Origin of the sequence: Erwinia sp. CGal63, from assembly GCF_037026505.1 — a bacterium.
GTDB lineage: Bacteria > Pseudomonadota > Gammaproteobacteria > Enterobacterales > Enterobacteriaceae > Erwinia.
Window position 1 is genome coordinate 1,188,296 of the sequence record NZ_JAKUMN010000001.1, and the last position, 13,425, is coordinate 1,201,720.

General features: G+C 60.0%; 14 protein-coding genes. 4 read left to right on the forward strand and 10 right to left on the reverse strand.

Going from position 1 to position 13,425, the window contains the following annotated elements; all coding sequences use genetic code 11:
- Positions 1 to 24: 24 nt before the first annotated feature.
- Complete coding sequence (locus tag MKZ79_RS05370; protein WP_336141353.1) at positions 25 to 495, forward strand: DUF3237 family protein; 471 nt, start codon at positions 25 to 27, stop codon at positions 493 to 495.
- Here the strand turns inward: MKZ79_RS05370 and xdhC are convergent.
- From xdhC to MKZ79_RS05395, 5 genes are all read right to left on the reverse strand, one after another.
- On the reverse strand, positions 480 to 1,268 hold the full coding sequence (xdhC, locus tag MKZ79_RS05375; RefSeq protein WP_336140594.1) for a xanthine dehydrogenase accessory protein XdhC: 789 nt from the start codon (positions 1,266 to 1,268) through the stop codon (positions 480 to 482). The genes MKZ79_RS05370 and xdhC overlap by 16 nt on opposite strands.
- On the reverse strand, positions 1,258 to 3,618 hold the full coding sequence (xdhB, locus tag MKZ79_RS05380; protein ID WP_336140595.1) for a xanthine dehydrogenase molybdopterin binding subunit: 2,361 nt from the start codon (positions 3,616 to 3,618) through the stop codon (positions 1,258 to 1,260). Before xdhB ends, xdhC begins: the two co-directional genes overlap by 11 nt.
- The gene (gene xdhA, locus MKZ79_RS05385) at positions 3,611 to 5,053 is read right to left on the reverse strand and encodes a xanthine dehydrogenase small subunit (protein ID WP_336140596.1); all 1,443 of its coding nucleotides are present in this window, start codon (positions 5,051 to 5,053) and stop codon (positions 3,611 to 3,613) included. The genes xdhB and xdhA overlap by 8 nt, the downstream gene beginning before the upstream one ends.
- Positions 5,050 to 6,375 carry a guanine deaminase gene (gene guaD, locus MKZ79_RS05390; RefSeq protein ID WP_336140597.1) on the reverse strand — a complete coding sequence of 442 codons (1,326 nt, stop codon included), beginning with the start codon at positions 6,373 to 6,375 and terminating at the stop codon, positions 5,050 to 5,052. Before guaD ends, xdhA begins: the two co-directional genes overlap by 4 nt.
- A 92-nt stretch (positions 6,376 to 6,467) precedes the next feature.
- Entirely contained in the window at positions 6,468 to 6,659 is a 192-nt protein-coding gene (locus tag MKZ79_RS05395; RefSeq protein ID WP_336140598.1) for a hypothetical protein, read from the reverse strand.
- A gap of 75 nt (positions 6,660 to 6,734) precedes the next feature.
- Here MKZ79_RS05395 and ydfG point away from each other — a divergent pair, with 75 nt between their 5' ends.
- Complete coding sequence (ydfG, locus tag MKZ79_RS05400; protein ID WP_336140599.1) at positions 6,735 to 7,481, forward strand: bifunctional NADP-dependent 3-hydroxy acid dehydrogenase/3-hydroxypropionate dehydrogenase YdfG; 747 nt, start codon at positions 6,735 to 6,737, stop codon at positions 7,479 to 7,481.
- Between the two features lie 34 nt (positions 7,482 to 7,515).
- Here the strand turns inward: ydfG and MKZ79_RS05405 are convergent, their stop codons facing one another.
- Positions 7,516 to 7,842, reverse strand: a complete 327-nt coding sequence (locus MKZ79_RS05405) for a YnfA family protein (protein WP_336141354.1) — start codon at positions 7,840 to 7,842, stop codon at positions 7,516 to 7,518.
- 135 nt (positions 7,843 to 7,977) lie between these two features.
- On the opposite strand from MKZ79_RS05405, the gene MKZ79_RS05410 reads away from it, so the two are divergent.
- Together MKZ79_RS05410 and MKZ79_RS05415 are read left to right on the forward strand one after the other, a co-directional pair.
- On the forward strand, positions 7,978 to 8,325 hold the full coding sequence (locus tag MKZ79_RS05410; RefSeq protein ID WP_336141355.1) for a DUF1283 family protein: 348 nt from the start codon (positions 7,978 to 7,980) through the stop codon (positions 8,323 to 8,325).
- A 51-nt stretch (positions 8,326 to 8,376) separates the two neighbouring features.
- Positions 8,377 to 8,676 (forward strand): DUF1161 domain-containing protein, encoded by a 300-nt coding sequence (locus MKZ79_RS05415; RefSeq protein WP_336140600.1) that lies wholly within the window; start codon positions 8,377 to 8,379, stop codon positions 8,674 to 8,676.
- Between the two features lie 37 nt (positions 8,677 to 8,713).
- Here MKZ79_RS05415 and MKZ79_RS05420 read toward each other — a convergent pair whose 3' ends face one another.
- The 4 genes from MKZ79_RS05420 to MKZ79_RS05435 all read right to left on the reverse strand — a co-directional run bounded on the left by MKZ79_RS05420 (position 8,714) and on the right by MKZ79_RS05435 (position 13,351).
- Complete coding sequence (locus MKZ79_RS05420; protein WP_336140601.1) at positions 8,714 to 10,171, reverse strand: MDR family MFS transporter; 1,458 nt, start codon at positions 10,169 to 10,171, stop codon at positions 8,714 to 8,716.
- A gap of 146 nt (positions 10,172 to 10,317) precedes the next feature.
- Positions 10,318 to 10,989 carry a dethiobiotin synthase gene (bioD, locus tag MKZ79_RS05425; RefSeq protein ID WP_336140603.1) on the reverse strand — a complete coding sequence of 224 codons (672 nt, stop codon included), beginning with the start codon at positions 10,987 to 10,989 and terminating at the stop codon, positions 10,318 to 10,320.
- A 130-nt stretch (positions 10,990 to 11,119) separates the two neighbouring features.
- Positions 11,120 to 12,337 (reverse strand): sugar metabolism global transcriptional regulator Mlc, encoded by a 1,218-nt coding sequence (gene mlc, locus MKZ79_RS05430; protein ID WP_336141356.1) that lies wholly within the window; start codon positions 12,335 to 12,337, stop codon positions 11,120 to 11,122.
- A gap of 114 nt (positions 12,338 to 12,451) precedes the next feature.
- Positions 12,452 to 13,351 carry a LysR family transcriptional regulator gene (locus tag MKZ79_RS05435; protein ID WP_336140604.1) on the reverse strand — a complete coding sequence of 300 codons (900 nt, stop codon included), beginning with the start codon at positions 13,349 to 13,351 and terminating at the stop codon, positions 12,452 to 12,454.
- Positions 13,352 to 13,425 lie beyond the last annotated feature (74 nt).

A 13,425-nucleotide genomic window follows, 5' to 3' on the forward strand; every position in this document is an offset into this window, starting at 1 on the left:
GCTTTTATTTTGTCGCAGCGGGAAATGAGTAAGCCGGATCTGGCGTTATGCTTTACCGTCAATATAGAAGTGGGACAGCCCCAGGTCGTGGCTAACAGCCGCGAGAGCGGCAAGCGACAGCTGATACCGGTGCTGCGTGGCGTGGTGAGCGGCGAGCTGACGGGCGAGGTCATGCCCGGCGGCGTCGACAGCCAGATTATTGCGCCGGACGGGCTTTGTCGTCTGTCGGCGCGCTACGCCCTCGCCACTCAGCTGGGCGCTGTTTATATTGAAAACAACGGCGTACGCCGCGTGCCGCCCGCGTTTCGCGAACAGCTGTTTGGCGATAACATGCGCTTTTTTGACGCGATTCCGTCAGAAGCGCTCTATTTCCGTACCGTCCCTAAGTTTGAGGTGTATGACTCGCGCCTGGCCTGGCTGCAGGAGTCGATCTTTATCAGTAGCGGCGAGCGCACGCCGCACGGCGTCACTCTTCATTTTTACCGCGTAACCTGAGGCGCCTGCTGGCCGTAGCAGGCGATAATTTCTCCCGCTACCGCTACGGCGATCTCCGCCGGCAGTTTTCCTTTGACGTCCGGCAGGCCAATCGGGCAGCGCAGGGTTTCCAGCTGCGAACGGCTGAAGCCTTTGCCCTCAAGCCGGTACTCGAAGCGCTGACGCTTGGTCGCCGAGCCAATCACGCCGAAGTAGCGATAGTCGCCACGCGTCAGGATCGCCTCGCACAGCGCGAGATCGGTGGGATGGTGATGGGTCATCACGATGTAGTAGCTCTCTGGCGGCATCTTGTTAACCCAGTCACGCGGATCTTCTTCGCAGCAGACGGTCACGCCTTCCGGCACCTGGCCGAACTGCTCCTGCCGCTCGTCCACCCACCAGATATGACAGGGCAGCGTCGCCAGCAGCGTGACCAGCGCGCGGCCGACATGACCCGCGCCAAATACCGCGATCTGCGGCTGCGGCTGGATTAACGGCTCAAACAGCACCGTGGTTATGCCGCCGCAGCATTGCCCAAGCCGCGCGCCCAGGTTGAAATGCTCGCTGCGCGGCTCGGGGCTTTGCGTCGCCAGCATTTCTCTGGCGAGCGCAATGCACTGATACTCAAGATGCCCGCCGCCGATAGTCAGAAAGGTTTCTCCGGCAGTTACCACCATCTTGCTGCCGCGATCGCGCGGCACCGAGCCTTTCTCCTCCAGCACCGTCAGCAGCACGCAGGGTTCCCGTTTGTCACGCAGCGCGGCGAGCGCCGTAATCCAGTCGTCAGGACGCATGGCTTCCCCTTATTTTTTCTACGCCCCAGAAGACTCTTTCCGGCGTGGCGGGCGCATCCAGCAGCGGATGTTGCCGATAGTCGCCGACGCTGGCGACGGCGTCCTGCAGCGCGCACCAGGCCGCTATCCCCAGCATAAAGGGCGGTTCGCCTACCGCTTTGGAGTGAAACACCGTCTCTTTGGGATTTTTACGGTTTTCCACCAGCGTGACGCGCAGGTCGGCCGGCACATCGCCAATGGCCGGGATCTTATAGCTGGCCGGGCCATCGGTCATTAAACGGCCCTGCTCGTTCCATACCAGCTCTTCGCAGGTCAGCCAGCCTACGCCCTGCACAAAGCCGCCTTCCACCTGGCCGATATCGATAGCCGGGTTAAGCGAAGCGCCGACGTCATGCAGGATATCCGCCCGCAGCAGCCGGTATTCGCCGGTCAGCGTATCGATGATGACTTCGACGCAGGCGGCGCCGAAGGCGTAGTAGTAGAACGGCGTGCCGCGTCCCGCTTCGCGATCGTAGTGAATGCCCGGCACCTTGTAGTAGCCGGTGGCGGAGAGCGGCACCTGATTCAGCCAGGCCAGCTGCGCCACGTCCGGAAAGGTAAAGTGCTTTTCGCCCACTTTGACGATGCCGTTGCTGAAGCTGACCTGTTCCGCCTCGCAGCCGTGCAGGCGGCACAGCATCTCAGTGAGCCGATCTCGCAGGATTTGCGCCGCGTTCTGCGCGGCTTTGCCGTTCAGATCGGCGCCGCTGGAGGCGGCGGTCGGCGAAGTATTGGGGACTTTGCCGGTATCCGTGGCGGTGATCTGAATACGATCCACGTCGATCTGTAACACTTCCGCCACGATCTGCGCGACTTTGGTATTCAGTCCTTGCCCCATCTCCGTGCCGCCGTGATTAAGCTGCACGGTGCCGTCGGTATAGATCAGGATCAGCGCGCCGGCCTGATTAAGAAAACTGGAGGTAAAAGAGATGCCGAATTTAACCGGCGTCATCGCCAGGCCGCGCTTCAGATAAGGGCTGCCTTGATTAAAGGCGGCAATATCGCGGCGGCGCGCGATGTAATCTGAACTGGCTTCCAGCTGCGCCGTCATCTCCTCCAGTAGATTGCCTTCCACCTGCTGATGATAGTGCGTGACGTTGCGCGTCTCTTTACCGTAGTAGTTGCGCTTGCGCACCTCCAGCGGATCGAGCCGCAGTTCGCGAGCGATATGATCCATAATTTGCTCAATCGCCACCATGCCCTGCGGGCCGCCGAAGCCGCGATAAGCGGTGTTGGAGGCGGTATTGGTGCGGCAGCGATAGCCGGTAATCAGCGCGTCGCCCAGATAGTAGGCGTTATCGGCATGGAACATGGCGCGATCGACGATCGAGCCGGAGAGATCCAGCGAATAGCCGCAGTTGCCCGCCAGATCGATTTTTACCCCGCTGAAGCGCCCTTCGCTATCCACGCCAACGTCGTAGCGTACGTAAAACGGATGGCGCTTGCCGGTAATGCGCATATCGTCGCTGCGCGCCAGCCGCATCTTCACCGGCCTGCCCGTTTGCCGCGCCGCCACCGCGCAGAGACAGGCGACGCCTGCGGCCTGGGTTTCCTTGCCGCCGAAGCCGCCGCCCATGCGGCGCATATCAATAGTGACCTTATTCATGGTAATGCCCATTACCGAAGCCACCAGCTTCTGCACTTCCGTCGGGTTCTGCGTGGAGGAGAACACCTGCAGCGACTGGTCTTCGCCCGGCACCACCAGCGCAATCTGCGTTTCCAGATAAAAGTGCTCCTGGCCGCCGATATGAAATTCGCCGCGAAGCCGATGCGAGGCGCGGGCCAGCGCCGCTTCGGCGTCGCCGCGCTGATGAACGTGCGGCTGCTGCACGAAGTGCGCTTTTTCCAGCGCCTCTCTGACGTCCAGCACCGGCGTCAGCGGTTCATACTCGATAATGGCCGCTTCCGCCGCCTGCCGCGCCGCCTGCGGCGTCTCCGCCGCCACCGCCAGGATCACCTGCCCGGCATAGTGCACAATCTCTTTCGCCAGCAGCGGATCGCCCGGCTCCAGCGGCCCGATATCGCCGTCGCCCGGCACGCTCTGCCAGCTCAGCACGCTGACCACGCCGGGAATGGCGTAGCAGGGTTCGGTATTCACGCTAAGGATGCGCGCATGGGCATGTTCGCTAAGGCGTGGACAAAGATGCAGCATGCCGGGCAGCTCCAGCCTGTCGTCAATATAGATCGCCTCGCCGGAGACGTGCTTTTCCGCGCTTTCGTGCTTATTGCTTTTGCCGACACCGCTCTGAACGCCGGAAAGGTACTGCCGGGCGATCACGTCAGCGGCTACCTCAGGTCTGTTATTAGACATAATCCGTCACCTCCAGCAGGTTCAGTTCATTGTTAAGCGAAGCGTGCCAGCGGCGCAGCAGATTCTTTGCCACCTGCAGCCGATAGGGCGCGCTGGCGCGAAAATCGCTCAGCGGCGTAAAATCCTGCTCCAGCGCGCGGCACGCCTGTTCCAGCGTCTGCTGCGTCAGGACTTTGCCTGACAGCGCGCGTTCGCAGTGCGTCGCTCTTTTCGGCGTCGCCGCCATGCCGCCAAAAGCGATACGCGCCGTGGTTATCTCGCCGCCCGCATCGCGTTCCAGTAGAAAAGCGCCGAACACGGCGGAGATATCATCTTCCAGCCGTTTTGAGACTTTCCAGGCGTGAAATGTTTGTGACGCCGTCACTTTTGGGATAACGATTGACTGGATAAATTCACCCGGCTGCAGCGCGGTTTGCCGGTAGCCGAGGAAGAACGCTTCCAGCGGCAGCTGGCGCGTTTGCGTGCCGCGCCGCAATTTCAGCGAAGCGCCCAGCGCCAGCAGCATCGGCGGCGTGTCGCCGATGGGCGAACCGTTGGCGATATTGCCGCCCAGCGTGCCACGGTTGCGGATCTGCAAAGAGGCGAAACGCGCCAGCATCCGCGCGAAAACGGGCAGATGCGGCTGTAAAAACCGCTGGCAGGATTGCAATGAAGCGCCCGCGCCCAGTTCAATCGCCTCTGCCTCAATGCCACAGGCTTTCAGCTCTTCGACGCCATCCAGCGCGATAACCAGCGGCAGCGTCTGGTGGCGCTGGGTCACCTGCAGCGCCAGATCCGTGCCGCCCGCCAGCAGTTTCGCCTCGGGATAGCGCATGGTCAGCTCGGCCAGGCTATCGAGATTTTTGGGCAGCAGACAGCGGTTGCCGTTCAGCGCCATCGCCTGCTCTTCGCCGTGTTGCAGCGCCGCCAGCCTTTTTATCGTCTGCGCTTCCTGCCGCGTGAAGGCGTCCGGCTGCCGCTGTTCGCAGGCCTGCCGCGCCGCGTCGACAATCGGCCGGTAGCCGGTACAGCGGCAAAGGTTGCCCGCCAGCGCCTGCTCCGCTTCATGACGCTGCCAGCCCGCGCTGTTCTTTTGCAGCGTGAACAGCGACATCGCGAAACCCGGCGTGCAAAAACCGCACTGCGAAGCGTGACAGGCCACCAGCGCCTTTTGCACTTCATGCAGCTCGCCTTCCTGACGGAGATCTTCCACGGTAATCAGCTGCTTGCCCTGCAGGCTACTGACAAAAGCGATGCAGCTGTTGACGGTTTCATACACCATCCTTCCCGCTTCGACACGCCCTACCGTGACGGTGCAGGCGCCGCAGTCGCCCGACGCGCAGCCCTCTTTGGTGCCGCAGCGCCGCTTGTGCTGCCGCAGCCAGCTTAAAACCGTGGTATTGGGATCGAGCGACGTTTCCGTCACCAGCGTCTGGTTGAGTAAAAACTGGATCATGCGGCTTTCTCCTCGCCCTGTGGCTGCCAGACCGGCTTGCCGTCAACCCAGGTGCAGACGATATTGCGATCGTCGCCCAGCGTCATCAGCACAAACAGTTTCTCCCAGATATCGCGGCTGTTGGCGCAGCGAAGCTTTTGCAGCGCCGAAACCGCCGGGTCGAGCACCACGAAATCTGCCTCTTTGCCCGCTTCGAAATTGCCGATTTTCTGGTGCAGATCCAGCGCCCGCGCGCCGCCGAGCGTGGCGTGATAGAAAGCCTCGCAGGCCGCCATTTTGTAGTGCTGCAGCTGGCCGACTTTATAAGCCTCGCCCAGCGTCTGCAGCATATTGAAAGTGGTGCCCGCGCCGACATCGGTGCCGATCCCCAGCCTGACGCTTTTTTGCCAGCAGGTTTGCAGCTTAAACAGGCCGCTGCCCAGAAAAAGATTGGAGGTTGGACAGAAGGCGACGGCGGAATCGGTGTTATGCAGGCAATCCCACTCATGCTCCTCAAGATGCACGCAGTGCGCAAAGACGCTGCGGCGGCCTGTCAGCTGATAGTGGTGATAAACATCCAGATAGCCGTCGCGTTCGGGAAACAGCGCTTTTACCCAGGCCACTTCCTGCGGATTTTCGCTCAGGTGCGTGTGCAGCCAGAGATCCGGCCAGGCCGCTTTTAACTCGCTGACTTTCTCCAGCAGCGCCGGCGATGAGGTCGGCGCGAAGCGCGGCGTCAGCGCATAGCTCAGACGGCCGCGGTTGTGCCAGCGCTCAATCAGCTCGCGGGTTTGCCGGTAGCTCTGCTCCGGCGTTTCGGTGAGGTAGTCCGGCGCGTGGCGATCCATCATTACTTTTCCGGCGATAAGGCGCATGCCCAGGCCTTCGGCCGCGCTGAACAGCGCGTCCACCGATTCCGGATGAACGGTGCCAAACACCAGCGCCGTAGTGGTACCGTTGCTCAGCAGCTGATGCAGAAAAAAAGCGGACATTTTCGCCGCGTGCTGCGGACAGTGATACTGACTCTCTACCGGAAAAGTGTACTGTTGCAGCCACTCCAGCAGCTGTTCGCCGAAGGCGCCGATCATCTCCGTCTGCGGATAGTGGATATGGCAGTCGACAAAACCCGGCACGATCAGTTTGCCGCGATAATCGGTTATCGGCTGATCGTCCGCAAGCTGGCAACGCCCCGTTTCCCAGCTTTGCAGCGAAAGAATTTTGCCTTCCTGCAGTAGCAGCAGACCATCTTCGATGTAGCGCGCGCGCGCCGGCAGCTCTTCGGGCTGGCTGACCGTTGCCGTGATATCAAAAAAGCTGCCGCGAATGGCGGTCATTGTCGACATAGCGTTTCCTTCTGGTTAAGCCGAACCTTTGCTTAACGCTGCAAATGCCATGCCAGTGTGAATATCTTGTTAAACTAATAATAATCAATGGGTTACTCGTGACGTGCCCCTTTCAGGCTTTTTCCTGGCAGCAACTGTATGCGCAATCGTTTGCTGATAATGGCAATCGTTTGCTCATACGAATAAGGCTTTTTATCAGGCCGCAAACGCGGCTCGCCTGCACCTTTTTCTGGCGTATTTTCTTCTGTAACGCACCTTAACCGTGCAGCGCGTTTTACGGCCATAACCAATCCTTCTTATCAGAGACGAACTGAAGTGATATGGTAAAAGCCCCCCAAAAGATGTTGAGGAACAGTGAGATGATTGTATTTGTTACTGGCGCCACTGCCGGATTCGGCGAAAGCATTACCCGACGCTTTATCGGTGAAGGCCACAAGGTGATCGCCACCGGTCGTCGCCAGGAGCGGCTGCAGAAGCTGAAAGAGGAGCTGGGCGAAAATCTTTATACGCTGCAACTCGACGTGCGCAACCGCGCTGCTATAGAAGAGGCGCTGGCCGCGCTGCCCGCTGAATGGCGCAATATCGATGTGCTGGTCAATAACGCCGGTCTGGCGCTGGGCATCGAGCCTGCGCACAAAGCGAACCTCGACGACTGGGAAGCGATGATCGATACCAATAACAAAGGTCTTGTCTATATGACTCGCGCCGTGCTGCCCGCCATGGTGGAGCGCAACGTCGGCCATATCATCAATCTGGGCTCTATTGCGGGCAGTTGGCCCTACGCGGGCGGCAACGTTTACGGCGCGACAAAAGCCTTTGTGCGTCAGTTCAGCCTGAATCTGCGCACCGACCTGCACGGCACCGCGCTGCGCGTTACCGATATCGAGCCGGGTCTGGTGGGCGGTACGGAGTTTTCCAACGTGCGTTTTAAAGGCGACGACGCCAAAGCGGACAGCGTCTATGACGGCACCGAACCGCTGACTGCCGAAGATGTGACCGAGGCAGTCTGGTGGGTCGCCACGCTACCGAAGCATGTCAATATCAATACGCTGGAGATGATGCCAGTCGCCCAGACGCTGGCGGGTCTGAAAGTGCACAAGGCTTAACGCCGCTGCGGCCCGGCGGCGTTAAGCCGGGCCTTTATCCCCTTCCCCAGCCCGCCACGATAATCAGCATCCCGCAGAAAGCTATCGCCGCGCCCGCCCAGTCGTAGTGGCTCAGCCGTACGCCGTCCACAAAGCGCAGCCACAGCAGAGCCGTGACTACGTAAACGCCGCCGTAGGCCGCATAGACCCGGCCGCTTGCCGCCGGATGCAGCGTCAGCAGCCAGACAAACAGCGCCAGGCTCAGCGCCGCAGGCAGCAGCAGCCAGACGGAGCCGTTTTTGCGCAGCCATAGCCAGGGAAGAAAACAGCCGACGATTTCAGCCAGCGCGGTCAGAAAAAAGATCAGGGTGGTTTTCAGCAGCATGTTTCCTCTCTGCGGGCTAAATGAACGGGTCGGCCCGCTGGTGAGCCGGCGTGCGCAGATGATATACTATCGACGGCGTTAGACGCAGCCGCGCGGCTGTAAAACAGGTATAAGGAATCAAAGATGAAAAAGATGTTTTCCTGGCAATCTCCACTGAGCAAGGCCGCTCTGCCGCTGGTTTTGCTTGCCTCGCTCTTTGCCCTGCAGCACAACGCAAAGGCTGAAACCAAACGGCTGATTTTCGAAAACGCCGACAGCGCTTTGACGAAAGAAGAGGCGCGGCAGCAGAAAGAGCAGTGGGACGAAACCCGCCGTCTGCGCACCAAAGTGAATCAGCGCAGGGAAAAAGATTTTGATAAGAGCGATCGCGCCCTCGATTCCCGCGACGCCTGTGAGCAGAGTCTGAACTTCAACGCCTACTGGGAGCCAAACACGCTGCGCTGCCTGGATCGCACCACCGGACGCCCTGTTGTTCCGTGATGACGGAATGCTGCTATAGTTAGCGTAGTTTTCAGGCAAAAGGAAAGGACGATGAAAGCGATAAAATGGCTGTTACCCGTGCTCTTTATCGCCGCTCCGCTGGCGGCGCAGGCCTCCTGCGAAACGGTAAAAGAGTCTATTAATCAGAAAATTATCAATAATGGTGTGCCGGCTTCCGGCTTTACGCTGGATATCGTGCCGAGCGATCAGGCTGACCAGGCCGGCGGCCAGGTGGTCGGCCACTGCGAAAACGATTCGCAGAAGATCGTCTACAAGCGCGACCGCAACGGCGAAAGCGACGCCGCGGCGCCAGCCAGCGCCGGCACTTCTCAGGACGCGCCCTCTTCCTGACCCCTGAGGGCCGCTTGCGCGGCCCTTTTTCCGTCCGCTACTCCGGTTTTTTCGCCGGGATAAAGCGCGCTACCGCCATACTGGCGAAAGCTATCGCCACCGACATGGCGAAGACCCAATGCAGCGAGACGGCAACCCCGCCGATAAGATGCTGCAATCCGCCCTGCGTCAGGCTCCCTCTCTGTTCCTGCGACATCAGCAGCTGCACCGGATCGTCCTGCTGCGGCAGCCGCAGCGCCAGGTTATAGTTCAGCACCGCGCCCATTACCGCCGTACCCGCAGCCGAGCCCAGCAGGCGACTGAACATTACCGAAGCGGTACAGATGCCGCGTACCGAAAATTCCGCGCTGTTTTGTACCGCGATCAAAAAGGTGGTGCTGGTCATGCCCATGCCGGAACCGATCACGAAAGCGGCAAAGCCGGCGTGGCCGATGCCGCTGTCGGCGTGCAGAGTCAGCAACAGCGCCGTGCCGGCAATCAACAGCAGCGAGCCAAGCTGTGCGGTAAAGCGGTATGACGTGCGCAGCATCAGCCTGCCGCTGAGCGTGCTGGCGAGCGGCCAGCCAATCGACATCATTGCCAGCGCGCTGCCAGCCTGTAGCGGCGTACCGCCGTTAACGCCCTGAATCCACGTCGGCAGAAAAGCGCTGATGCCCATCATCGCCGCGCCGATAATCAGATTGCCAACGTTGCCGGCAATAATAGTGCGGCTGCGCCACAGCAGCAGCGGAAACAGCGGCGCGTCTGCCCGCTTCTCGTGCCGCACCAGCGCGATCCCCGCCAGCAAAGCGACGCCAAGCAGCAGCAGCGACCAGCCGCCGAGCAGCTGCGCCTGCAGCAGCGCCGTCAATAGCGCGCTAACCGCCAGCGTCAGCCAGCCGCTGCCGGTCAGGTTGAGCTTCTGCCGTCCTTCGCCGCGCGATTCAGGAAACCAGCGCGCCAGCATCAGCATAGAGAGGATGCCGATCGGCACATTCACCCAGAAAACCAGCGCCCAGCTGAAGTGCGCCACGATCCAGGCGCCGCTCAGCGGCCCAATCACCGCCGCTATACCCCAGACGCTGGAGAGCCAGCCCTGAATCCCGGCGCGCTCTTTCGGCGAATAGATATCGGCGATAATAATCGCGGTCAGCGGCATGATTGCGCCCGCGCCCAATCCCTGCACGGCGCGGAACAGGATCAGCCAGCTCATGCTCGGCGCAAAGCCGCACAGCACCGACCCCAGAAGAAACAGCGAAGTGCCGATAAAGAATACCCGTTTACGTCCCCAAAGATCGGCGAGTCTGCCGTACAGCGGCACGCTGACCGCCTGCGTCATCAGATAAACGGAAAAAACCCAGCCGAACTGCGAAAAACCGCCCAGCTCCGCCACGATGGTGGGCATAGCCGTAGCAACGATGGTGACCTCAATCGCCGCCATAAACATCGCCAGCATCGCGGCGATAAGTATCCAGTGGCGATGGCCCGCCGCCCTGGTTTGCGCTGTCTCTGTCATACCGCTCCTTATTGTCGTCCGCTCTTATTCTGGCCTGGTTTGGCGTCGGAAGTTTCCTGTTTGTGCGCTGAAACAATAAAAAAGCCGCTTCGACCAGAGACGGGCCGAAGCGGCGAACGGGCAGGAAGATCGGAAGACGTCAGCCTTCAGGGCGCATCAAGCACGCTCAGATCCAGATAGCAGGCCAGATCGCGATGTTCCGGTTTACGCAGATAGGGCAGCTCGCCCAGCAGCGGCGCCGGAATTTTCTGGCTCAGCACGTCGATAATTTCCGCATAGTGCGCCAGCCCCGGGTTGATACGGTTGGCAACCCAGCCCAGCAGCGGCAGGCCGTCATTGGCCACCGCCTGCGCCGTCAGCAGCGCATGGCTTATGCAGCCGAGCTTGATGCCGACCACCATCACCACCGGCAGCTGCTCGTCCACCGCCCAGGCGGAAAGCGGACGCAGATCGTTCATCAAACTGTGCCAGCCGCCGGTGCCCTCGACCACTACGGAGTCAACCTGCGCGGAAAGCGCCTGCAGCCGCTCGCTCAGCACGGCGTAATCGATAACAACGTCCCGGCTGGTGCTGATTTCGTCATCCAGCAGCGTCAGCGGATTAATCGCCGAATAGGGAAGCGTAACGGAGGAGGAAGCCTGAAGCGTCAGCGCGTCTTTATTGCGCAATCCCTCTTCCGTCTGCTGGCTACTTTTAGCGACGGGTTTATACCCCGCCACGCGCCTGCCCCCTTCTGACAGCTTCTGCAAGAGCGCGCGGCTGACCACTGTTTTACCCACTTCTGTATCGGTGCCAGTGACAAATAAACGCTTTAACATATCCTCTCCACGCTCCGGTTTTGTCGATAATTTATAAACAATAATTAACAATTAAGACGCAACATCTTAGGGGAGCGAACCGGAGTGAGGCTTGCGTTAGCGCAATCTTTTGCACATTAAAGGGCCGCGATCAGCCCTGCAGGAGTTTTACCAGCAGCGTGCCGTTATAGAGCGCATCTTTCACCAGCGCGGCGCCGGGCATGGTGCCCTGATTGTAAAACTGGGTAGGTTCAATGGCGATATGTTGACCATAAACAGGCAGCGACTGACGGCGGACGCAGTCGGCGATAGCGGGATAGAGGATCTCGCGGGCGTGGTTCAGCGGCGAGCCAATAACAATCTTTTCCGGATTAAAAAGGTTAACCATAATCGCCAGGATGCGGCCAACGTGGTGTCCGACGCCGGTAATGATATCTCTGGCAAGCGGATCGCCGGCCAGCGCGGCGTCGCACAGCGAGATTGCCGTCAGTGGCGACTGGTGCAGCAGGCAGTCGGGCGCCGCCTGCATTTTCTGCGCGGCCAGTTCCAGAATGCTCTCCAGGCTGGCGACCGTTTCCAGACAGCCGTGATTGCCGCAGTAGCACTGTTTTCCCCAGGGTTCGACCTGGGTATGGCCAATCTCCACCAGCGTGCTGCTGCCGCTGTGCAGCAGACGGCCGCCGGTAATCACGCCCGCGCCGACGTTGTGGTCAATCACTACCTGGATAACATTGTTTAAATCGCGTGAGGCGCCGAACAGCGCTTCCGCCATTGTCCATGCGCAAATATCGTGCTGAATATAGACCGGCAGACCGGTGCGCGCCGACAGCGCTTCGCCCAGCGGCATATCGCTGACGCGGTAAAATGGCATCCGATGCACGATGCCCCGCTCAGCGTTGAGAATGCCGGGCAGCGTGATGGCGATGGCGGTCAGGCGCTCAAGCTTTTGCTGATGGCGTATAAAGAAGTTGTCGATTTCGCTGATAATACGCGACAGCAGCGGCTGCGGATCTTCGACCGGCAGCGGGCGAACTTCTTCCACTACGAGCAGGCTGCTTAAATCCCGCAGCGCCAGGGTGATTTCGCCATTGCCGAGACGGGCGGAAAGATAGTGCCAGGCGGGTGTGTCCACGATAAGCCCCACAGCCGGACGGCCGCGGCTGCCCGCTTCCTGAAATTCCGTTTCCTGCACCAGATGCGCTTCCAGCATTTCGCGCACGATTTTGGTGATGCTCGCCGGCGCCAGCTGCGCTTTTTTTGACAGGGCGATACGTGATATCGGGCCGTAGCGATCGATCAGGCGATAAACTACGCCCGCATTAGTCTGTTTGATCTGGTCGATATGGCCAGGCTGATTATCGGCAATCACTTTATTTTCGCGCCTCAAAATAAATCTTCGCTCATGGTGAAACAGTTCCGCCCGGTCGTCAACGCTTTGATTTTTAGTGTGATTAGCAGCACAAAACAGGCGCTTTAATCTTGATCATTCCAAATCTGGTGTTTTTAGCATCAGCGACAGCAGATGACGCGTGGCGGCGCCTGTTTCACCCTGCCGCTGCCAGACCAGCCACACTTCCGACAGCGCATCCTCTTCTTTAATGTCGAGCCAGACCAGATTTTCCAGCCGCGCCCGGCGAAACGAAGCGGGTAAAATGGAGATCCCCAGCCCGGTCGCCACCAGGCCGAGAATGGTCATCGCTTCGCCCACTTCCTGCGCGATATCGGGCCGGATAGCGTAGCGATCCAGCAGCGACAAGGTTTCGCTGTAGAGCGCGGTGCCGACCTGGGGATCGAAAAAAACGAAAGGCTCCGCCGCCAGCTCGGTTAACGAGATGGCGCCGCGGCCGGCCAGACGATGCGCGCGATAGACAACCGCACAGAGCGGCTCCCGCAGCAGCAGCCGGTGAGCCAGCGTTTCCGGCAGCGGCGTGTTGCGCATTACGCCCAGATCCAGCTGCCCTGCCTGCAACGGCGCCAGCTGCTGGCGGGTATTGATCTCCTGCATTCTGAGATGCACCTGCGGATAGCGCTGACGAAAAGTATATAGCGCATCGGAAACCTCAGGAATAAAAGGCGCGGATGAGGTAAAGCCGATGCGCAGCACGCCCTCTTCTCCCCCATGCAGCCTGGCGGCCTTATCCGCGGCAGTGGCGACGCTTTGCAGGATCTGCCGCGCATCGCCCAGAAATCGTACGCCCGCCGGCGTCAGCTCCACGCTGCGGTTGGTACGCGCCAACAGCCTGGCGCCGATCTGCCGCTCCAGCTGCTGGATCTGCTGGCTGAGCGGCGGCTGGGAAATGGCGAGCCGCTGCGCCGCCCGGCCAAAGTGAAGCTCTTCCGCGACGGCGATAAAGTAACGCAGATGACGCAGCTCGATATTCATATTTTTAACCTATCAATCAAGATTATTAATAGATTAGACAACTTACTGCACGTTACATAAAGTTAACAACTTCT

What these genes read in the sequence shown, in the direction of transcription:
- MKZ79_RS05370 (WP_336141353.1), top strand. Translation starts at nt 25, where the DNA reads ATGAGTAAGCCGGATCTGGCGTTATGCTTTACCGTCAATATAGAAGTG.
- xdhC (WP_336140594.1), bottom strand. Translation starts at nt 1,268, where the DNA reads ATGCGTCCTGACGACTGGATTACGGCGCTCGCCGCGCTGCGTGACAAA.
- xdhB (WP_336140595.1), bottom strand. Translation starts at nt 3,618, where the DNA reads ATGTCTAATAACAGACCTGAGGTAGCCGCTGACGTGATCGCCCGGCAG.
- xdhA (WP_336140596.1), bottom strand. Translation starts at nt 5,053, where the DNA reads ATGATCCAGTTTTTACTCAACCAGACGCTGGTGACGGAAACGTCGCTC.
- guaD (WP_336140597.1), bottom strand. Translation starts at nt 6,375, where the DNA reads ATGTCGACAATGACCGCCATTCGCGGCAGCTTTTTTGATATCACGGCA.
- MKZ79_RS05395 (WP_336140598.1), bottom strand. Translation starts at nt 6,659, where the DNA reads ATGGCCGTAAAACGCGCTGCACGGTTAAGGTGCGTTACAGAAGAAAAT.
- ydfG (WP_336140599.1), top strand. Translation starts at nt 6,735, where the DNA reads ATGATTGTATTTGTTACTGGCGCCACTGCCGGATTCGGCGAAAGCATT.
- MKZ79_RS05410 (WP_336141355.1), top strand. Translation starts at nt 7,978, where the DNA reads ATGTTTTCCTGGCAATCTCCACTGAGCAAGGCCGCTCTGCCGCTGGTT.
- MKZ79_RS05415 (WP_336140600.1), top strand. Translation starts at nt 8,377, where the DNA reads ATGAAAGCGATAAAATGGCTGTTACCCGTGCTCTTTATCGCCGCTCCG.
- MKZ79_RS05420 (WP_336140601.1), bottom strand. Translation starts at nt 10,171, where the DNA reads ATGACAGAGACAGCGCAAACCAGGGCGGCGGGCCATCGCCACTGGATA.
- bioD (WP_336140603.1), bottom strand. Translation starts at nt 10,989, where the DNA reads ATGTTAAAGCGTTTATTTGTCACTGGCACCGATACAGAAGTGGGTAAA.
- MKZ79_RS05435 (WP_336140604.1), bottom strand. Translation starts at nt 13,351, where the DNA reads ATGAATATCGAGCTGCGTCATCTGCGTTACTTTATCGCCGTCGCGGAA.